The organism is Acinetobacter sp. YH12068_T, from assembly GCF_024606005.1.
Taxonomy (GTDB): Bacteria; Pseudomonadota; Gammaproteobacteria; order Pseudomonadales; family Moraxellaceae; genus Acinetobacter; species Acinetobacter amyesii.
The window spans coordinates 22,336-44,778 of the sequence record NZ_CP094555.1 but is presented as its reverse complement, the minus strand read 5'-3'; the positions used below and the strand labels follow the sequence as shown (position 1 = coordinate 44,778).

Sequence of the window (22,443 nt, the reverse complement as noted above, 5' to 3'; positions counted from 1 at the left end):
TCTAGTTTATGATGGTTTTTATCACCATGGACTGGATATAAATATAGATGCTGATCACTATGTCTGACAAAGAAATTCAACGACTTGCAGTTCTGCAAGACGTTCGAGATCATCGTATTACCCAGGTCCGTGGTGCTGAAATCCTCAATCTTTCAACCCGTCAAATTACCCGGTTATTACAAAAGCTCAATCAAGATGGTGTCTCAGGTATGGCACATGCCAGTCGTGGTCAACCAGGTCATCGTCGCCATGATGATTTATTAAAATCAAAATGTCTTTCCATTATTTCTGAACATCTGCTTGGATTTGGACCCACCTTGGCCCATGAGAAGCTCAGCAGCATGTTTGACCTAGATATCCCGGTAGAAACGCTTCGGCGCTGGATGACTGCAAATGACCTCTGGATTCCGCGATCCAAGCGCCTTAAACGTCCATATCAGCCACGTTATAACCGGGATTGCTTCGGTGAGCTGATCCAGATTGATGGCTCATATCATGACTGGTTCGAAGGACGCGCTGCTAAGTGCTGTTTATTGGTGTATATCGATGATGCCACTGGAAAGCTGTTGCATCTGCGCTTCTGTGAGGCGGAAACGACCTTCGATTATATGCTTTCGACTAGAGCCTACATTGAGCAATACGGCAAGCCTCTGGCCTTTTATAGCGATAAACACTCGGTCTTCCGAGTGAATCAGAAATCGAGCCAGGACAGCAAGATCACGCAATTTGGGCGGATTCTGAATGAGTTAAACATTGATATTATCTTTGCCAACTCACCACAAGCAAAAGGACGTGTGGAACGTGCCAACAGGACACTTCAGGACCGTCTGATCAAGGAGATGCGCCTGGAGGGTATCAGTTCGATTGCCGAAGCAAATGCCTGGCTGCCCTGCTTTATTGAGCAGTTCAATCAGAAGTTCGCCAAATGTGCGCGAAACTCAAAGAATTTACATCGACCATTAACCGAATCTGATGCTGAGCTGGAGGATATTTTTACTTGGCAGGAACCGCGTAAGGTCACGAAGAACCTGACCATCACTTATGACAAGTGTATTTATATGCTTGAGCCAACAGCACTGAATCACAAACTTGTTGGGCAATACATTTCATTTCTGGAGTACCCGGATGGCACTGTAGCCATCATGCACGAAGGCCGAAAGCTCAATTACAGCATCTTCAATAAATTGGCTGGGCTACAGCAAAATGAGATTGTTGAGAATAAAAGATTAGGCTCAGTTCTGGCGCATATCCAGCAACAGCATGAAGAGTTGGAAAAACAAAATAAACGTTCCCGCCTCAAGAAAAGTATGCCGAGTCGTAAAGCTCAGAAAGCTGTTATTGAACAAAGAAATTTAAATCCTGTTCTTGACTCTTGCAGTTAAAAACAGGACATTTTAAATGGTTTATCGCATAGACATTTTAATTGGTGAATAACATCAAATCGGTCCCAACTATGGACGAATCTCTTTCAACTCACGTTGAATAAAATGCTGAATCATATCGCGGTATAAACGTTCCACAGTATCTGCATTTACACCGTGCTCTGTGGCTTGTAGACGAATTTTACTTATTACCGCTTCGACACGTTCTGGTGATTGAACATCCTGTACTGAACGCTTAAAACGCACCGCTTGATCGACATAAAACTGACGTGCAGCAATGAGCTCAATAATCCCATGATCAATCACATCAATCTGTGCACGGGCTTGCTCTAATGACTCAACTTTTTCTTTCTTCATCTTCTCTGGCTTCACTTTCAGCGGTGTTTTCACTTTTATACTTCTCTTCTAACACATTACTGAAAATACTTTCAATCATCCATACGCGGTATAAGCTATTAAATACATAGCTTTGACCTGCAATACGTAATTCTAAAACAGGAAAATCGGGCTGTGACTTCATCTCACAGTGCATATCATTTTCTTTTAATTTTTCAGCAATATCGTCAGTAGTCAGTTCAGAAATCTCTAACTCATACTGTAAAGCCTGAAAATGTGCTTTGAAGGATAAATCACGCCCTTTGGTCCATACGGCCTCCAAAATGCGATACATCCCATCAATACGCTGCTCTTCGGGCGCACTGTAGTAAAGCTGTGACATAGCTAATGTCGCTGCTTCTGTAGGCCGGAAAAATGGCGTGAACTTAACTTCTGTCCGTTTAGACAGACGTGTTGCCAAACTCCAGTCAAACAGATCACGACCGTGATACGACAATGGATACACATTCAGCTGAATATTATAATAGTCCGCCAATTCCTCACGAATATAAGCCAATAATAACCATGATATCGGATCTTCCATCGCGATGTAGAGATCAAGCTCAGGATCGAGTCCCTGAATTTCGTTCAACTCTTCTGCATCACTGATCAGGTGCTCACGCCATTCAATATGATTGATCATAAAGATCGGGTTATCTGTCAGGAGTTTTTGTTGTTTTAAACGGCGTGTTAAACGCAGTAAATCATCTACAGCATGGTACTTACGTTCACCAAACTCAAAATAGCCTGATAAAATCGGGGTATCGGTAAAGATACGTTCAGGAAAATCTTGTGCTTTGTGATGACGGCTGGCCATCGCGTACAGTGTTCTCAGCTTGCCATACTGCTTTTGCCACAACATGTGGAACACATCTTCAAGTAAATAAAGAAAGTCTTGGCCGCGTAATGGGGTATTTTTTAGAATAATTTCGGCTTGTTCTAAAGATTCAGCGGTCGGTTGTTCAGGTGTTTCATGAAAACTAAAACGATGCTGCCGCGCTAAAATTTGGGCGTCATTCAGACAATATTGTTGCCATTCTATCGAGGACATTTGATTAGGAGGTTCTGCACTCTGACGACAAATAATCACTTTTAGTGGTTTAATTTCATCACTGAGAATTTCTTCTAATTGAGGCAGTTGCTGCGCAGCCAAATAGCTATAGACATCATCCAGTCGAAGATAAACACTCAGACCTTGTTCCGTGGGTAACACCGCTTGTCGGGTCGGTTTCTGATAAAACCAACTCGATCGGATTGGATCGAACCAACGGCGTAACAGTGACATGCGTTTTTTGCCTCAAAATGATGAATTGTGCCGAACCTTCCAGCACATACTTAAAATTCAACTTCTATTATGAAGCTGTTTTAAATGAGATATAAGCCTTGTGCAAAACTTATATCAAGTCAGGGCTGAATGTTCAATGTTTAACAATAGATTAGACGTCTAGATTTAGGTCAGTCACCGCACCTTTTTCCGCACCAGAGGTCAACTTGGCAAATTTAGCCAAAGCGCCGTGGGTATAGTTGGGTTTCGGTTTGACCCAGGCCGCGCGACGTGCAGCAATTTCATCCTCAGCCACATGCCAAGTCATTTCACGGGTTTCAGCGTTAATTGAAATTTTATCGCCGTTTTTAACCAAGCCAATTGGGCCTCCTTCATAGGCTTCTGGTGTCACATGCCCAATCACAAAACCATGGCTGCCGCCCGAGAAACGCCCATCAGTCAACAGTGCAACAGATTGGCCTAGACCTTTACCAATAATCGCTGAAGTCGGTTTTAACATTTCCGGCATACCCGGCCCGCCTTTCGGCCCAACACCGCGGATCACCACCACTTCACCTTCTTGTACTTCGCCATCTAAAATACCGCGCATGGCACCCTGCTCACCCTCAAATACCCGCGCAGGCCCCTCAAAATACAGCCCTTCTTTACCGGTAATTTTAGCCACTGCACCCGTCGGCGACAAATTTCCTTTGAGTACCACCAAATGTGAATCCTTTTTGATTGGCGCATCAAACGGCAAAATAATTTGCTGTCCTTCAGGATAATCCTCTACCTTGGCTAAGTTTTCCGCCAAAGTTTTGCCAGTGACAGTCAGGCAAGAACCATCGAGCATACCTGCATCCAGCATACGCTTCATCAGCGGTTGAATACCGCCAATAGCAATCAGTTCCGACATTAAATATTTACCCGATGGACGCACATCGGCCACCACAGGAATATCTTTACCGATGCGCACAAAATCATCCAAAGAGAGTTCCACACCTGCGGTATGCGCCATGGCAATCAAATGCAGTACGCCATTGGTTGACCCGCCTAAAGCAATCAGCACTTTAATCGAGTTTTCAAAAGCGGCTTTGGTCATAATGTCACGCGGCTTAATATCTAAACGCAGCAGGTTCATCACAGCTTCACCTGCGCGTTGGCAATCTTCAATTTTATCTGCTGAAACTGCTTCCTGCGCCGATGAACCTGGCAAGCTCATGCCTAAGGCTTCAATCGCTGAAGCCATCGAATTGGCCGTATACATACCGCCGCACGAACCCGGCCCCGGCAGCGCGACTTCTTCAATCTGCTTCACTTGAATTTCATTGATTTCGCCTTTGGCATGCTGACCCACTGCTTCAAATACCGAGATCATATCGGTATGACCTGCTCCGGGTTTAATGGTGCCACCATAAATAAACAGACCCGGACGGTTTAAACGCGCCAAACCCATGATACAGCCCGGCATGTTCTTGTCGCAGCCGCCTATGGCAATTACGCCATCATAGGCCTGACAGCCCACTACGGCTTCAATGGAATCGGCAATGATTTCCCGCGATAGCAATGAATACTTCATTCCTTCTGTACCGTTGGAAATGCCGTCAGAAATGGTGATGGTATTAAAAATAATGCCTTTCCCGCCTGCAGCATTCACCCCACTTTCAGCTTCACGCGCCAAGCCATCAATATGCATATTACACGGCGTGACATTGGCCCAAGTCGAAGCAATACCAATAAATGGGCGTTTAAAGTCTGCATCTTGGAAGCCCGTGGCACGCATCATGGAACGTGCGGGCGCATTTTCTATGCCATCATAAACAGGTGCTGAATGTTCGCGGGTATTATTTTTACTCATTGTTCTTCCTTGGCGATGGCTGATTTTGGCTTTAGCTTTGGCGGATTCTTTTAAATTTATTGTATAGAAAGCGCTCGGTATGTAAAAGAAATTACATCTCAACAAAAGAGATTTTTAGCGCATGCAATACCATTCAATCACATGACAAAGCGACATGGATGTCGCTGTTTTCCTGTATGGCAGGGATGCCATATCAGGAGAACAAAAGATTTTTGTTACTTTTGATCTTTCAAAAGTAAGGGATTGCCTACACAAAGCCACATAAATTATAGCTACTATTCGAGGCTGTCTTTTTAGAATTTTAATGACATCCACTAATTATTAAATTTTATTTAGTTGCTTCAAGAAACATTATTTTCAATCAGATTAAGAAATCTATAACTTAGAATTATTGTCCCATTATTTCATTTAAAAGCTGATTACAGCGGAGTCTTACCTCTATAAAAGCAAATTTTCGGAGCTCGTATGTTACTTTTGTTTTGGCAAAAGTAACCAAAACCGTTTGTCATCCGCAAAACTCGGCAACTGTTTGCAACTAAAAAAATGATCGCAGAAACATCCACTTTTAAATTACCGTTTGCCTCAGACAGTTGCGGATGACATTTCCTCGTATCCAATGCAAGTTATGTAGATGTAAATTAAAAAAGCACCCCATGTGGAGTGCTTTTTTATTTGGAGATCTAAAATTTAGATTTCACGTACTGCGCCTTTCGCCGCACTCGTGGTATGCATTGCATAGGCTTTCAATGCTTTCGAAATTTTGCGTGGACGCTCTTCAACTGGATGCCAACCTTTGGCTTCTTGCGCTGCACGGCGAGCGGCCATGGTTGCTTCATCAACAGCAAGGTTGATGGTACGGTTTGGAATATCAATTTCGATTAAATCGCCATCTTCCACCAAACCAATTGCACCACCTTCTGCTGCTTCAGGTGAAACGTGACCAATTGAAAGGCCTGATGAACCGCCAGAGAAACGACCGTCAGTCAATAACGCACATTCTTTGCCTAGACCTTTCGATTTTAAGTAGCTGGTTGGGTACAACATTTCTTGCATACCCGGACCACCACGTGGGCCTTCATAGCGAATCACAACCACATCACCGGCTTTGATTTGATTACCCAAGATCGCCTCTACTGCTGAATCTTGGCTTTCAAACACACGTGCAGTACCGTTGAATTTCAAGATTGAATCATCTACACCCGCAGTTTTTACGATACAACCATCGAGCGCAATGTTGCCGTAAAGCACAGCTAAGCCACCGTCTTTCGAGAACGCATGTTCAGCATTACGGATCACGCCATTTTCACGGTCACCATCTAGTCGTTGGTAATATCGATCTTGAGAGAATGCTGTTTGCGTTGGTACACCGCCCGGCGCTGAACGGAAGAATTGGTAAACGTCTTCATTTTCAGTACGGATGATGTCCCATTTATCCAAGGCATCTTTTAGTGAAGCTTCATGAACGGTACCAACCGAAGTATCGAGCAAGCCTGCACGATCTAATTCACCGAGAATTGACATGATGCCGCCCGCACGGTGTACATCTTCCATATGCACGTCGTTTTTCGCAGGTGCAACTTTACACAGAACAGGCACTTTACGAGACAAACGGTCAATGTCGTCCATCGTGAAATCAACGCCAGCTTCATTGGCTGCAGCCAACAAGTGTAGAACGGTATTGGTTGAACCACCCATCGCGATGTCTAAAGTCATTGCATTTTCATACGAGGCTTTGGTCACCATTTCACGTGGCAATACGCTGTAATCATCTTGTTCATAATGACGTTTAGCCAATTCAACAATTAAAGAGCCTGCGCGTTCGAATAATTTTTTACGGTTTGCATGTGTTGCCAGTGTAGAACCGTTGCCCGGTAAAGACAGACCCAATGCTTCTGTTAAGCAGTTCATTGAGTTTGCGGTGAACATACCTGAGCATGAACCGCAAGTTGGGCATGCAGAACGTTCGTATTCAGCAACTTCTTCATCGGTATAGTTGTCATCTGCAGCCACAATCATGGCATCAATCAAGTCGATGGCTTTGTCGTTACCACGGATTTTAACTTTACCCGCTTCCATTGGACCACCAGAGACAAATACCACTGGAATGTTCAAACGCATTGCCGCCATCAACATCCCTGGAGTAATTTTGTCACAGTTGGAAATACATACCATGGCATCGGCACAGTGCGCGCTTACCATGTATTCCACAGAGTCTGCAATTAAGTCTCGTGAAGGTAATGAATACAGCATCCCGTCATGGCCCATCGCAATACCGTCATCGACTGCGATAGTATTGAACTCTTTGGCTACACCGCCTGCTTGCTCAATTTGACGCGCCACGAGTTGACCAAGGTCTTTAAGATGAACGTGACCCGGTACAAATTGAGTAAATGAGTTCACGACGGCAATAATTGGTTTACCGAAGTCTTCATCTTTCATACCAGTTGCGCGCCATAAGCCGCGCGCACCCGCCATATTTCTTCCGTGTGTCGATGTTTTTGAACGATAGTCAGGCATTTTATATTTCCAACAAAGTTTGAGCTTGAAATGAATCCTACAGATTCACTCTGGCTAAATCATACTGACAATGATGTAAAATCAGTCGAATTTTAAACCTATCATACACCAAGCCATTGTTTTTAAAGATGGCTTTTTAAGCTGAGATTTGGGCAGATGGGTCTATCAATAAAAACGAGTGATTTGACGACAAAAATCTTTTAACTGAAATCTACTATACCGCCATCAATGGCTGCACAATACAAAACTTTCATGAATAATTTTTAAATTTTATATAAATATAATTTATTTAAAAATTGCAAATTTGCGATTTTGGGTTATGAAATCATTGAGCTTGGACAGCTTCAAAGTTGCAAAAATCAATTTCTAATGTTCTAAATTACGCATTAATCATTTGCTATAATCCACATATTCAACACAGATTCGGTTCATTCATTTTGAAAATCATCTTTGCCGGTACGCCAGAATTTGCCGCAACAGCACTAGCTGCATTGCTCAACACACAACATGAAATTGTTGCGGTATACACTCAACCTGACCGCAAAGCTGGACGTGGACAAAAACTCACAGCTTCTGCCGTAAAGCAATTGGCTTTAGAGCACCATATTCCTGTTTACCAACCCCTTCATTTCAAATCATCGACTGAAGAAGGTTTAGCCGCACAAGCGGAATTAAAGGCCTTAAATGCCGATGTTATGGTGGTTGCTGCCTATGGTTTGATCTTGCCGCAAGTGGTGCTAGATACCCCGAAATATGGCTGCCTAAATATTCATGGCTCATTGCTGCCACGTTGGCGTGGTGCAGCACCGATTCAACGTGCCATCGCAACAGGTGATATTGAAACAGGTGTCACCATTATGAAAATGGCAGCCGGACTCGATACAGGCGACATGATGTATAAAACCATCTGCCCGATTGAAGCAACGGATACCTCTGCAACTTTGCATGACAAACTTGCAGAGCAAGGTGCAACTGCAATTGCTGCCGTTTTAGACACTGAACAAACATTGCAGCAATATCTGGACAGCCGTGAAGTCCAAGACGAAGCGTTAACGGTTTATGCACATAAGCTTTCAAAAGCCGAAGCAAAAATTGATTGGTCCATCGATGCCATACAAATCGATCGTAATATTCGCGCCTTTAATCCGTGGCCGGTAGCCTTTATTCAGTTGGATGAACAAAACAACTTACGTGTTTGGCATTCTGAACTTTCTGCTGTGTCTGCACCGAACGCTCAAGCAGGTGAAATCATTGCCATCGACAAAAAAGGCATACACGTTGCCTGTGCCAATGGCAGCGTGATTATTTTGACCTCTTTACAATGGCCAGGTGCTAAACCACTCAACCCTGTACAAATTTTACAAACCCAAAAATTGACTATTGGACAAATTTTATAATGAAGCAATCTCCCAACGCCTCGACCCGAGACCTTAATTTACGTGCTCAGGTAGTGAAGACGTTATTGGCTGTCCAAAATGGTCAATCGCTGCAATCTGTCCTCGCGCAGCAAATGAATATCGTGTCAGATAAAGACCGTGCGTTATTCCATGAATTGGTGCTTGGTTGTTTACGTCAATGGTATGCATTGAAACAACTGACTTTACCGCTTCTGTCTAAACCGGTAGATAACCAAGTGGTTGAAACCTGTTTATACCTTGGTTTGTACCAATTGTTGTGTACCCGTGTCGCAGCTCATGCTGCAATTTCTGAAACGGTGGAAGCTGCAAAACAATTGGGTATGGGAAGTTTAAGTGGCTTAATCAACGCAATTTTGCGCCGTGCAACACGTGAAACAGAACAGTTCTACGATGTACTTGAACAAGCCACAAATCTACCAAGTTGGTTAACCAAACGCCTGAAAAAAGACTGGGGCGAACAATTTGATGAACTTAGTTATGAGCTTAAGCAAATTGCACCACTGACTTTACGTGTCAATACACGCCAAGTCAGCCGTGACGAATACCTTGATATTTTGGAAGATGAAGGCATCGATGCACATCGCTGTGAACTCTCTAATGTCGGTATTGTGATGGACGAAAGCCTACATATTCCAAGCTTACCGGGCTTTGAAGCAGGTGGTTTTTCGGTACAAGATGAACATGCTCAACTGTGTGCAACACTATTACCAAATCTCGATGGTAAATTTGTGATTGATGCTTGTGCTGCGCCGGGTGGTAAAACCGCACATATTTTAGAGACTTTCCAACCGAAGAAACTCATTGCACTGGATCAAGATGAAAAGCGTCTAAAACGTGTGGTTGAAAACCTTGATCGTTTGGATCTCGATGGTAAACATGTTGAAATTCAGACTGCCGATGCCATCACCTATACTGCTCCTGAACTTGCTGATTGTATCGTGCTCGATGCCCCATGTACTGCTGTCGGTGTAATGCGTCGTCATCCTGATATACGTTTACTACGTCAATCGGGCGACATTGCAAAAACTGTAGTGTTACAAAAACAAATTTTGGAAAACATGTGGAAGCAGCTTAAAGTCGGCGGCACGCTGCTTTACATCACATGCTCGATTTTAAAAGCTGAAAATGAACAGCAAATGGTTGAGTTCTTTGCCAATCATGCCGATGCCCAAGAAATTAAAATTGAAGCGGATTGGGGTGTTGAACAAATTCATGGTCGTCAACTGTTCCCGAAAGCGGGTTATGGCGATGGCTTCTTCTACTGTCGTATTCAAAAAACAGCTTAATCTGCAATAGAATTTGCTTTTTAGTACCACATAAAAAAGGAACCCTCGGGTTCCTTTTTTATCAACGATGAAGCTTAATCTTCTTCATCTGGATGTTTTGCTAAATGAATCGACGCTAAGATCAAACCGCCCCAAAGTAAAACCATTGAAATGATCATCATGATTAATGCAGATGTATTCATGTTATTTCTCCTCAGGTTTTTTGTCTTTCATGCAACTAAATACAATCGCACCAAGCACAAAGAATGCAATGACCACACCAGCAACAGGCAATAACACGTCTACTGGATAACCACCATAGCCTTTAGATGCAACGTCTTTAATGGTTAAGCCTAAAGCTACTAATAATGAAAGCGGAGTAACAACCGTTAATAAGAAGTTCCAACCAAAGCCCAATTTGATACTTGAATATTGATTCACATGATCACGTAATTGCGCAAGCAATGGACGACGGAACCACGACACCAAGATAATTGAGAACAAACCACCCGCCACGATACCAATGTTATTGGCAAAGTAGTCAATGATGTCAACGAAAGTAATTGCACTGTGGGTTGAGAAAATTAAGGTTGATACAATGGCAGAACCACCTGCCACAATCGTTACTGCTTTTTTACGTGACCAGCCGAATTTATCTTGGAACGACGCAATTGGCACTTCCAAAATACTCACCATTGACGTGATACCCGCAACAGCAAGTGATGAGAAGAACAAGAAACCAAATAAATCACCGCCCGTACCCAAGCTCGAAATGATTTTCGGGAAAGCAATAAACGCAAGACCAATACCGCCTGAAACCACTTCATTTACAGGTACGCCCGCACTATGCGCCATAAAGCCCAATGCCGCAAAAATACCAATACCCGCTAAGATTTCAAATGATGAGTTGGCTAATGCAACGACTACACCTGAACCGGTTAAGTTGGTTTTTGCTTTTAAGTAAGACGCATAGGTCAACATAATCCCGAAACCAATCGATAACGAGAAGAAGATATGACCAAAGGCTGCTAACCATACTTTATAGTCAGTCATCGCATCCCAGTTTGGCGTAAAGAATGCATTTAAACCTTCTGTAGCACCAGGTAAACGTACCGCTTGAATCACCAAAATCGAGAACAAAATCACCAACAATGGAATAAAGATTTTATTCGAAAGCTCTACACCCTTCTTCACACCACCATATAAAATGAACATGGTAATCGCCCAAACAATCACCAATCCAAAAAATAAGGTCGGTACAAAACCAAAGGCAATTCCATCGGCATTTTGCAAGTAGGTATTAAAGAAGAAGCCTTGCGTATCTTCACCCCATTTTTGACCAATTGAGTAGAAAATATAACTGCCGGCCCATGACAATACGCTGGCATAGTAGATCCCGATGATGAGTGTCACCATCACTTGCCACCAGCCTAATGCCTCACTGTTCATAAGTTTTTTATATGCAGTAGGCGGTGCTTTTCGGAATTTATGCCCCACTGCATAATCTAAGAATAATAAAGGCAAACCCGCTGCAAAAATTGCAATTAAATAGGGAATTAAAAATGCACCGCCACCATTTTCATATGCCACGTAAGGGAAACGCCAAATGTTTCCCAAACCTACAGCAGAACCAATAGCGGCAATGATAAATCCTGATCGTGCCGACCAGTTTTCACGATTATCTGACATAGAACACCTAAACCTCAGGCATCTTTAACTGCTGCTTGTTATGGTTATATCGCGAGCAAAAAAAGAACCATAAAAATAAAATTCTGGGTGTTTGATCTGGTGAGATACCTTGTGAGCGTCTATACCAAATTGCAAACAGAAAAATCACATGCGCATTTTGGTTAAAAACACCACAAATAACTTTCCCTTTGTATGAATTAACAATACTCACTTTTTTTAAGTTTTTCTGTAATTTCTACGGCAAATATTCCATTTTTATAATGTGTTTAGGCTTAAATGTTCATTTAATCAGCTTATTTTTCATACAATTTAAGTTATCAATAATATAACTTTTAGGAATATTTTATTTCCAATTAAATTTTTAAAGTTATTTCACTCGATAATGTCCGGTAATTTGATAGGCATGCAAAATATCTTCTTCCTGTGTGCCCTCTCCAATATTATGGATAATCAGCGGAACACCGCTAGCTTTCACTTTACGATCTGAAACCACACCGATATGCACTAAACCACGCCCTAAGTCCCAAGTGACAATATCTCCGGCCAAATACTGCTTATCTTTGACAACAAAGCCCTGACGTAGCATCCAGGTTTGAATATTGGGAACACGCCGATGATCAATATTTTTATCAGTACTTTTTAAGCCCCATTTTTGTGGATACTGCTTAAAATTGGCTTTCATATCTTCATGAATGGCTTGTTGTAAATCAATTCCTTGCTGTCGTAATGCACGAATTACCACGTCGGTACAAACACCCTTGATTAAAGGGACATCTCCCATCGGATAACGCAGTGCAGTATACGCAGGATCGTAATATAAGGTTTTCCCTATTTGACTGCGTGCATCCGTCACCATTTGAGTGGCGTTAAAGGCAAAGACAGCCATATTCACGGTCATCAAACTGACCAATAATAAAATTCGTTTCATTTTTTCTTATTCACTTTAGATTTTTGCAATGATTCAAAAACTGGGCTTCGAACAGATCCATACTGAACAAAGCCCAAGTTTAAACTGCTACAGTTTTATCGCCAATACGCGTTCTTCTTGCATATCTCGAATGGCAGACTGAATCCCTTCACGGCCTAAGCCAGAATCTTTTACGCCACCATATGGCATGTTATCGACACGGAAAGACGGAATGTCATTAATAATCACTCCACCAACCTCTAAGTGATTCCACGCATACAACATTTTATTCAAATTTTGCGTATAGATGCCCGCCTGTAAACCAAAACGGCTGCTATTAATTTTGGCGATACCTTTTTCAAAGTTTTTGTATTTCTCTAAAATCGCTACAGGGCCAAAGATTTCATCTTTATACACTTCTAGCGATTCATCGACATTTTCCAATAAAATTGGATCGAGCAATGCACCCTGATGTTCACCACGAACCAATGCTTTAGCACCTTTTTTTACTGCTTTATCGACCCATTTATGTACGCGTGTTGCTTCTGCTTCCTTAATCATTGGACCGACCATGGTGCTTTCCAAATGAGGATCAGCGGCTTTAAGCTGCTTCATTCTCGCCACGAGTTTTTTCTTCACATCGGCATAGATATCGGCATGCACCAAGATGCGTTGTACGCTGATACACACCTGCCCTGCATGGTTATACGCCCCACCGACTAAACGTTCAATAAATGCCGCTGAAATTTCAGTATCAGGCTCAACCAATACAGCAGCGTTGCCACCGAGTTCCAAAGTCACTTTTTTACGCCCCGCACGCGCTTTCATATCCCAGCCGACAACATCGGAACCGGTAAAGCTGAGCAGTTTAAATCGGTCATCTGTTACCAAGACATCTGCATGTTCACGTGGACAAGGTAAAACTGAAAAAGCACCTTTAGGTAAATCCGTTTCTGCCAAAACTTCCGCAATTTTTAAAGCTGAAATAGGCGTCAAACTTGCAGGCTTCAAAACAAATGGACAGCCTGCGGCAATGGCAGGTGCAATTTTATGCGCAGTCAGATTGATCGGAAAATTAAACGGGCTGATCAACGATACAGGACCAATTGGCACATGTTTGACCATGCCTTGATAGCCAGATGCCGCTGCGGTAACCGCCAATGGGATCATGCGACCATCATCCATCTGTGTGACAGCATCGGCAGCAATTTGAAAGGTATTAATTAAACGTTCAACTTCAGCAGCTGCGGCTTTACGCGGTTTTCCACCTTCCGCAATTAAAATTTCAGTCAATTCTGCACGCATTTCATTAAAACGTTTAACACAGTGCAGTAAGATTTTTTGTTTTTGAAAAGGTTCCAATGCCGCCATTGCAGCGCTAGATTTAACCGCTGAATCAATGGCTTTTTCAATGGTTGCAGCATCTGCGAGTGCAACGCGTGCATATACGTCTTGGGTATATTTTTGATCCACTTCTAACCACTGATCGGTAGTCGCTGCTTTACCTACAACATAGAGCGGATAGTCTTTTATATCTTGTACGGCTTTGGACATGACGATATTTCCATGATCTTGAGACATTATTGATAAATGTGAATAAATCTATGCCCTCTATCATGCGCTGACTGAACACAGAGTTCACTATATTTAAGTAACAAAATGAACCACAAGCCTCAAACTCAGCTACCTAATTGCCCTGAATACCATCCCTATTTTCAGATCTATGCTTGCACTGAAAAAATGATGATCGAGTCTCTATATAACAATGACATTAAATTAGAAAAGTTATTTAAAATAAAAAATCTCATTATTTATCATAATATTAATAAATTCTTCCAAACTAAATTAATAATAAAAAATGTGAATACAACATGAAAAAAGCCCATCAAATGACGGGCTTTTTAAATCTATGATTTAGCTATATGAACGTTGTGTTTTCACTGAAGCCTTATTCACATTTTCTAAAGCAGCAACTTCTTCATCCGTTTGAGCTTTGCGAATAAAGAACACTGCAATCGCTGCGATGACTACTGGAATTCCCACAGCCATAAAATTAATTTGATGTGGCAATTCTTGTGATAATAAATAGCCGATCAGAATCGGACCAACAATCGCACCTGTACGCCCCACAGCAGATGCCCAACCAATTCCTGTCGAACGAACAGACAGCGGATAATACTGTGCAACATAGCTATAGAGTAAGATTTGAGAACCAATTGCTGATGCACCTGCGACTGCAACCAACAGGTAGATCACAGGCTGTGGAGAATTAAAGCCGAGTAAAGATAATGCCACAGCACCTGCCAGACATAATGTAATGATCACCGGTTTTAAATGGAACTTATCCGCTAAGATACCTCCCCCAATCGTACCAATTACCGCACCAATATTCATCGCCAATAGGAACGTCAAACTGCTACCTAATGAATAACCTGCGGCCATCATTAGTTTTGGTAACCAACTACCTAATGCATACAGGGTTAATAGACACATAAAGAAGCATAGCCAAAACAACATCGTACTTATGCCACGACCTTGCTTATACAATGCTCTAACAGACGCTCCACCCGGAACAGCAACTTCAGTCAGTTCAAGTTGAGTATTTGCAGTCACCGTTTGCTCTGGTGCAATGGTTTGAATCATCCTACGAGCTTCATCGTGACGATTCACCTTCACCAAAAATGTGAGCGATTCAGGTAAAAACTTCCAAGCAAACGGCAACAGTAACAGTGGGATACCCGCAATGAAGAACATGATTTGCCAGCCATAATCCGCAGTAAACCATGAACCAAATAGAGCGGCCATGATGCCACCCATTGCATAACCACTGAACATAGTGGTCACTAAAGTACTGCGTAGATGCTTAGGTGCATATTCAGACGTCAATGCCACAAGGTTCGGTAATACTCCACCAATGCCAAGTCCAGCAATAAAACGTAAAGCACCAAATTCAGTAGGATTTGATGCAAAACCGCCTAGAAATGTGAATGTACTGAATAAAAATACACAGATCATGATGACTTTCTTACGGCCAATCTTATCAGCCAAAGTACCAAACATCATGGCACCAAACATCATCCCTGCAAGTGCTGTACTCGCAAGCATGCCTGCCTGAACAGCTGTTAATCCCCAATCTTTCATCAATAAAGGCAGCGCAACACCATTGATCGCTAAGTCATAACCATCAAATAAAATAAGAATTAGACACCACATCATGATGCTGAAATGCGATTTTGTGAACTTAGCGTTATCGACAACGCTATTCACATTCATTGTGCTTGCAGACATTGAACCTCACCTCCAATTGTGAGTTTTATTTTTCGCTACAATGCCGTTTTTCAATGTAAATTGTCCAAAATTACAAAGGTATAGATCCATACCTTTCAGATATATCCATGTTGTTTGGGAATAAAATGTCATAAAAACTCGAATATTTTTGAAATATTTATACATACAAAAGTCGATGAACTGCGGGTCTAGTTTTAATAATGATTAATTATCAATGCGTTATTAGAAGCTAAATCACAATCAGACGATAGATTATTTGATATGAAAATTGTCAGAATAAAACTCAAATTTTATAGAAAAAAATCGCAGTTCTACGATCTAAGTCGTAGATTTCGAAATCATAAGTCATCAGCCATCACTTAAGTCGATAATTAGGCATTTAAGCTGTTGTTTTAGCTGACTTACATTCAGGTTTTCCGACATTTTTAGGCTGAGAATTCCCTCAATTGATGATTTTTAAATGCGTTTATTGTCTAATAATCATCCATGTTTAAATAATTCAAGTCTCAATCTATCAATAATTTTCTCATTTTCCTGTTTTATCCTTCTACTTTTCTGCTTATTTTTCCCTTTTCTCCGCACATAAAAAAACACCCCCTGCACGAGTCAGGGGGTGTTTCGAATAATGAGCTGGCGATGACTTACTCTCACATGGGTAACCCCACACTACCATCAGCGCTAAGAGGTTTCACTTCTGAGTTCGGGAAGGGATCAGGTGGTTCACTCTTGCTATTGTCGCCAGCACAACTGTTTATGGATACTCGCTTAGTCTAATCTCAGAGCAGTGCTCTTCGTGCTAAGTTTTCTACCAAATGAGTTATTAACAGATCATATCTGAGTTGCAGTATTTTGTTCTTAAGCGTTAACTAAATCAAGTTATTTTGCTTAATATCGAATCAATTGATGCTTTACATACAACTGTTTGGGTGTTGTATAGTCAAGCCTCACGAGCAATTAGTATTGGTCAGCTTCATGCGTCACCGCACTTCCACATCCAACCTATCAACGTCGTAGTCTTCAACGGCTCTTTAGTGGACATAAAGTCCAAGGGAAATCTTATCTTGAGGTAGGCTTCCCGCTTAGATGCTTTCAGCGGTTATCCCTTCCGAACATAGCTACCCGGCGATGCGACTGGCGTCACAACCGGTACACCAGAGGTTCGTCCACTCTGGTCCTCTCGTACTAGGAGCAGATCCTCTCAAATTTCCAGCGCCCACGGTAGATAGGGACCGAACTGTCTCACGACGTTCTAAACCCAGCTCGCGTACCTCTTTAAATGGCGAACAGCCATACCCTTGGGACCTGCTTCAGCCCCAGGATGAGATGAGCCGACATCGAGGTGCCAAACACCGCCGTCGATATGAACTCTTGGGCGGTATCAGCCTGTTATCCCCAGAGTACCTTTTATCCGTTGAGCGATGGCCCTTCCATACAGAACCACCGGATCACTAAGACCTACTTTCGTACCTGCTCGACTTGTGGGTCTCGCAGTTAAGCGCGCTTTTGCCTTTATACTCTACGCGTGATTTCCGACCACGCTGAGCGCACCTTCGTACTCCTCCGTTACTCTTTAGGAGGAGACCGCCCCAGTCAAACTACCCACCAGACATGGTCCTCGCTCCAGATAATGGAGCAGAGTTAGAACCTCAATATTACCAGGGTGGTATTTCAAGATTGGCTCCACCGAAACTAGCGTCTCGGTTTCAAAGCCTCCCACCTATCCTACACAAGTAAGATCAAAGTTCAATGTCAAGCTGCAGTAAAGGTTCACGGGGTCTTTCCGTCTAGCCGCGGGTACACCGCATCTTCACGGCGATTTCGATTTCACTGAGCCTCTGCTGGAGACAGCGCCCCCATCATTATGCCATTCGTGCAGGTCGGAACTTACCCGACAAGGAATTTCGCTACCTTAGGACCGTTATAGTTACGGCCGCCGTTTACTGGGGCTTCGATCAAGAGCTTCGCTTACGCTAACCCCATCAATTAACCTTCCAGCACCGGGCAGGCATCACACCCTATACGTCCACTTTCGTGTTTGCAGAGTGCTATGTTTTTAATAAACAGTTGCAGGGGCCTGGTTTCTGTGGCTGCTCTCAGCTCAGGAAGCAAGTTCCATCACCAAAAGCAGCGTACCTTCTCCCGAAGTTACGGTACCATTTTGCCTAGTTCCTTCAGCAGAGTTCTCTCAAGCGCTTTGGTCTACTCGACCTGACCACCTGTGTCGGTTTCGGGTACGATTCCAGTGTAACTGAAGCTTAGAGACTTTTCCTGGAAGTATGGTATCAGCCACTTCACTGTACAAGTACAGCTTGCTGTCAGATCTCAGCATAGAGTACCCCGGATTTGCCTAAGATACATGCCTACTTCCTTTCACCTGGACAACCAACGCCAGGCTGACTTAACCTTCTCCGTCCTCTCATCGCATTACACTGAAGTATTGGAATATTAACCAATTTCCCATCGACTACGCCTCTCGGCCTCGCCTTAGGGGTCGACTCACCCAGCCCCGATTAACGTTGGACTGGAACCCTTGGTCTTTCAGCGAACGGGTTTTTCACCCGTTTTGTCGTTACTCACGTCAGCATTCGCACTTCTGATACCTCCAGCAGACTTCTCAATCCACCTTCATCGGCTTACAGAACGCTCCCCTACCACTTACACTAATGTGTAAATCCGCAGCTTCGGCATATAGTTTTAGCCCCGTTACATCTTCCGCGCAGGCCGACTCGACTAGTGAGCTATTACGCTTTCTTTAAAGGGTGGCTGCTTCTAAGCCAACCTCCTAGCTGTCTATGCCTTCCCACATCGTTTCCCACTTAACTATAATTTTGGGGCCTTAGCTGGCGGTCTGGATTGTTTTCCTCTTGACTACGGACGTTAGCACCCGCAGTCTGTCTCCCGGATAGTACTCATTGGTATTCGGAGTTTGCATCGGTTTGGTAAGTCGGGATGACCCCCTAGCCGAAACAGTGCTCTACCCCCAATGGTATTCGTCCGAGGCGCTACCTAAATAGCTTTCGGGGAGAACCAGCTATCACCGAGTTTGATTAGCCTTTCACCCCTATCCACAAGTCATCCCCTGGCTTTTCAACGACAGTGGGTTCGGTCCTCCAGTTAGTGTTACCCAACCTTCAACCTGCTCATGGATAGATCACCCGGTTTCGGGTCTACACCCAGCAACTAAACGCCCTATTAAGACTCGATTTCTCTACGGCTCCCCTAATCGGTTAACCTTGCTACTGAATGTAAGTCGCTGACCCATTATACAAAAGGTACGCAGTCACCAAACAAGTTGGCTCCCACTGCTTGTATGCATGCGGTTTCAGGATCTATTTCACTCCCCTCACAGGGGTTCTTTTCGCCTTTCCCTCACGGTACTGGTTCACTATCGGTCAGTCAGGAGTATTTAGCCTTGGAGGATGGTCCCCCCATATTCAGACAAGGTTTCACGTGCCTCGCCCTACTCGACATCATTATCTAAGCCCTTTCGTGTACAGGACTATCACCTACTATGGTCGCACTTCCCAGAGCGTTCCACTAAAGCTTAGATAACTTAATGGGCTTTTCCCCGTTCGCTCGCCGCTACTGAGGGAATCTCAATTGATTTCTTTTCCTAAGGGTACTGAGATGTTTCACTTCCCCTCGTTCGCCTCATAAACCTATGTATTCAGTTTATGATACCCGCCTTATAGCGGGTGGGTTTCCCCATTCAGAAATCTCCGGATCACAGGATATTTGCCGCCTCCCCGGAGCTTATCGCAGGCTATTACGTCTTTCATCGCCTCTGACTGCCAAGGCATCCACCACATGCACTTAATTACTTGACTATACAACCCCAAACAGTCGTTTGATCCTACAAGTAGATCAACCAACATTACAGTTTAGAGCTTCGTGAATTTAATCACTGTACAGCTTCAATTAGATTCATATACCAAAACGCTTGATTCAGTTAATTTCGCTAGTAACTCATTTCATTCAACTTTCACAATTGCTTGTTAAGTTAAATCAAACGAGTATGAACAAATTATTTCAACTCAAATATATTCTGTTAATGATTTTTCCAGCCTTCGTCAGGTCAGGAAACTGTGATAAATCACAGAGCTTAATAACAATGCAGCGAATCATACGCCACTTTGTTGCTAAGCTCTATAACCTAAGCACTTGATCGCTTAAGGACTAAGCTAACAATCGCTTGATTGTTTATTTTAGCTTCGTTCTTTATACATTCCGAAGGAATGTATGGTGGAGACTAGGAGAGTCGAACTCCTGACCTCCTGCGTGCAAAGCAGGCGCTCTACCAACTAAGCTAAGTCCCCAGCTTATCAATAAGTCAATGTTTCTGATTCTCTGTTTGCTTCCGTATTTTATTCAAATACTTCGTTAGTCAGAATGGTGGGTCTGACAAGACTTGAACTTGTGACCCCACGCTTATCAAGCGTGTGCTCTAACCAACTGAGCTACAGACCCTCAGATACATCGTCATGAAGAACAACTTGTTGTGGATTCTTACCAATCGTCAATCTTTCGTTAAGGAGGTGATCCAGCCGCAGGTTCCCCTACGGCTACCTTGTTACGACTTCACCCCAGTCATCGGCCACACCGTGGTAAGCGTCCTCCTTACGGTTAGACTACCTACTTCTGGTGCAACAAACTCCCATGGTGTGACGGGCGGTGTGTACAAGGCCCGGGAACGTATTCACCGCGGCATTCTGATCCGCGATTACTAGCGATTCCGACTTCATGGAGTCGAGTTGCAGACTCCAATCCGGACTACGATCGGCTTTTTGAGATTAGCATCTCCTCGCGGAGTAGCAACCCTTTGTACCGACCATTGTAGCACGTGTGTAGCCCTGGTCGTAAGGGCCATGATGACTTGACGTCGTCCCCGCCTTCCTCCAGTTTGTCACTGGCAGTATCCTTAAAGTTCCCGGCTTAACCCGATGGCAAATAAGGAAAAGGGTTGCGCTCGTTGCGGGACTTAACCCAACATCTCACGACACGAGCTGACGACAGCCATGCAGCACCTGTATGTAAGTTCCCGAAGGCACCAATCCATCTCTGGAAAGTTCTTACTATGTCAAGACCAGGTAAGGTTCTTCGCGTTGCATCGAATTAAACCACATGCTCCACCGCTTGTGCGGGCCCCCGTCAATTCATTTGAGTTTTAGTCTTGCGACCGTACTCCCCAGGCGGTCTACTTATCGCGTTAGCTGCGCCACTAAAGCCTCAAAGGCCCCAACGGCTAGTAGACATCGTTTACGGCATGGACTACCAGGGTATCTAATCCTGTTTGCTCCCCATGCTTTCGTGCCTCAGCGTCAGTATTAGGCCAGATGGCTGCCTTCGCCATCGGTATTCCTCCAGATCTCTACGCATTTCACCGCTACACCTGGAATTCTACCATCCTCTCCCATACTCTAGCTTCCCAGTATCGAATGCAATTCCCAAGTTAAGCTCGGGGATTTCACATCCGACTTAAAAAGCCGCCTACGCACGCTTTACGCCCAGTAAATCCGATTAACGCTCGCACCCTCTGTATTACCGCGGCTGCTGGCACAGAGTTAGCCGGTGCTTATTCTGCGAGTAACGTCCACTATCTCTAGGTATTAACCAAAGTAGCCTCCTCCTCGCTTAAAGTGCTTTACAACCAAAAGGCCTTCTTCACACACGCGGCATGGCTGGATCAGGGTTCCCCCCATTGTCCAATATTCCCCACTGCTGCCTCCCGTAGGAGTCTGGGCCGTGTCTCAGTCCCAGTGTGGCGGATCATCCTCTCAGACCCGCTACAGATCGTCGCCTTGGTAGGCCTTTACCCCACCAACTAGCTAATCCGACTTAGGCTCATCTATTAGCGCAAGGTCCGAAGATCCCCTGCTTTCTCCCGTAGGACGTATGCGGTATTAGCATCCCTTTCGAAATGTTGTCCCCCACTAATAGGCAGATTCCTAAGCATTACTCACCCGTCCGCCGCTAGAAATCGGTAGCAAGCTACCTATTCCCGCTCGACTTGCATGTGTTAAGCCTGCCGCCAGCGTTCAATCTGAGCCATGATCAAACTCTTCAGTTTAAAATCAATAGTACATATAGTGTACCAATCTTGGCTCATCAATTACTGACAAAAATTTGCTCAAATAAACTTCGAGTAATTTCTACCATCAATCAATGAAAATAATTTCGATCGATCAATCAGTAAAAATCCACACAAGTTGTTCTTCATAATCTCTTAATGATCTTTCTAACATCTCGTCAATGCTAGAAGCTGGACTTCGATAAACTTAACAACTCAACGCTTCGCGTTTCGTTCATTTCCGTCTATCTCGTCGGTATGGTGCTCATTATAGGGCAATTTCTTACACGTGCAAGTGCTTTTCACTCACAAAGAACACGAGTGTTTTATTTTTATGCACCATTATGGTTCAAAAAACGCACTTTATTTACATAAATACATGATATTTATTACAAATATCATGTAAAATATTT

Annotated in this window: 12 protein-coding genes, 2 tRNA genes and 3 rRNA genes; 3 read left to right on the top strand and 14 right to left on the bottom strand. The window is 43.5% G+C overall.

Features of this window, described 5'->3' with window-relative positions; all coding sequences use genetic code 11:
* Positions 1 to 47: 47 nt before the first annotated feature.
* Entirely contained in the window at positions 48 to 1,382 is a 1,335-nt protein-coding gene (locus MST18_RS00180) for an ISNCY family transposase (protein WP_016658832.1), read from the top strand.
* A gap of 69 nt (positions 1,383 to 1,451) precedes the next feature.
* Here the strand turns inward: MST18_RS00180 and MST18_RS00175 are convergent, their stop codons facing one another.
* From MST18_RS00175 to ilvD (MST18_RS00160), 4 genes are all read right to left on the bottom strand, one after another.
* Entirely contained in the window at positions 1,452 to 1,739 is a 288-nt protein-coding gene (locus tag MST18_RS00175; protein ID WP_180134000.1) for a chorismate mutase, read from the bottom strand.
* Positions 1,720 to 3,042, bottom strand: coding sequence for a hypothetical protein (locus tag MST18_RS00170; protein ID WP_180134001.1), 1,323 nt, complete (start codon positions 3,040 to 3,042; stop codon positions 1,720 to 1,722). Before MST18_RS00170 ends, MST18_RS00175 begins: the two co-directional genes overlap by 20 nt.
* 151 nt (positions 3,043 to 3,193) lie before the next feature.
* A complete protein-coding gene (ilvD, locus tag MST18_RS00165) occupies positions 3,194 to 4,879 on the bottom strand; it encodes a dihydroxy-acid dehydratase (protein ID WP_180134002.1) in 1,686 nt (561 codons plus the stop codon).
* A 687-nt stretch (positions 4,880 to 5,566) separates the two neighbouring features.
* A complete protein-coding gene (gene ilvD / locus MST18_RS00160) occupies positions 5,567 to 7,396 on the bottom strand; it encodes a dihydroxy-acid dehydratase (protein ID WP_180107712.1) in 1,830 nt (609 codons plus the stop codon).
* A 437-nt stretch (positions 7,397 to 7,833) separates the two neighbouring features.
* On the opposite strand from ilvD (MST18_RS00160), the gene fmt reads away from it, so the two are divergent.
* Entirely contained in the window at positions 7,834 to 8,793 is a 960-nt protein-coding gene (gene fmt / locus MST18_RS00155; RefSeq protein ID WP_180009587.1) for a methionyl-tRNA formyltransferase, read from the top strand.
* Entirely contained in the window at positions 8,793 to 10,100 is a 1,308-nt protein-coding gene (rsmB, locus tag MST18_RS00150; RefSeq protein WP_180107714.1) for a 16S rRNA (cytosine(967)-C(5))-methyltransferase RsmB, read from the top strand. The genes fmt and rsmB overlap by 1 nt, the downstream gene beginning before the upstream one ends.
* 74 nt (positions 10,101 to 10,174) lie before the next feature.
* Here rsmB and MST18_RS00145 read toward each other — a convergent pair whose 3' ends face one another.
* From MST18_RS00145 to MST18_RS00100, 10 genes are all read right to left on the bottom strand, one after another.
* Complete coding sequence (locus MST18_RS00145) at positions 10,175 to 10,282, bottom strand: methionine/alanine import family NSS transporter small subunit (protein WP_078194501.1); 108 nt, start codon at positions 10,280 to 10,282, stop codon at positions 10,175 to 10,177.
* Position 10,283: 1 nt separating this feature from the next.
* Complete coding sequence (locus MST18_RS00140) at positions 10,284 to 11,768, bottom strand: sodium-dependent transporter (protein ID WP_078194502.1); 1,485 nt, start codon at positions 11,766 to 11,768, stop codon at positions 10,284 to 10,286.
* A gap of 367 nt (positions 11,769 to 12,135) precedes the next feature.
* The gene (locus MST18_RS00135; protein ID WP_180134003.1) at positions 12,136 to 12,696 is read right to left on the bottom strand and encodes a DUF1287 domain-containing protein; all 561 of its coding nucleotides are present in this window, start codon (positions 12,694 to 12,696) and stop codon (positions 12,136 to 12,138) included.
* An 87-nt stretch (positions 12,697 to 12,783) separates the two neighbouring features.
* A complete protein-coding gene (locus MST18_RS00130) occupies positions 12,784 to 14,229 on the bottom strand; it encodes an aldehyde dehydrogenase family protein (RefSeq protein ID WP_180134004.1) in 1,446 nt (481 codons plus the stop codon).
* Between the two features lie 360 nt (positions 14,230 to 14,589).
* Positions 14,590 to 15,963 carry an MFS transporter gene (locus MST18_RS00125; protein WP_180066004.1) on the bottom strand — a complete coding sequence of 458 codons (1,374 nt, stop codon included), beginning with the start codon at positions 15,961 to 15,963 and terminating at the stop codon, positions 14,590 to 14,592.
* Positions 15,964 to 16,591: 628 nt separating this feature from the next.
* Positions 16,592 to 16,706 (bottom strand): 5S ribosomal RNA (rrf, locus tag MST18_RS00120).
* A 190-nt stretch (positions 16,707 to 16,896) separates the two neighbouring features.
* A 23S ribosomal RNA gene (locus MST18_RS00115) occupies positions 16,897 to 19,790 on the bottom strand.
* 413 nt (positions 19,791 to 20,203) lie between these two features.
* A tRNA-Ala gene (locus MST18_RS00110) sits at positions 20,204 to 20,279 on the bottom strand.
* 74 nt (positions 20,280 to 20,353) lie between these two features.
* Positions 20,354 to 20,430, bottom strand: a tRNA-Ile gene (locus MST18_RS00105).
* A 61-nt stretch (positions 20,431 to 20,491) separates the two neighbouring features.
* Positions 20,492 to 22,030 (bottom strand): 16S ribosomal RNA (locus tag MST18_RS00100).
* The 16S, 23S and 5S rRNA genes sit together here with 2 tRNA genes alongside, the layout of an rRNA operon.
* Positions 22,031 to 22,443 lie beyond the last annotated feature (413 nt).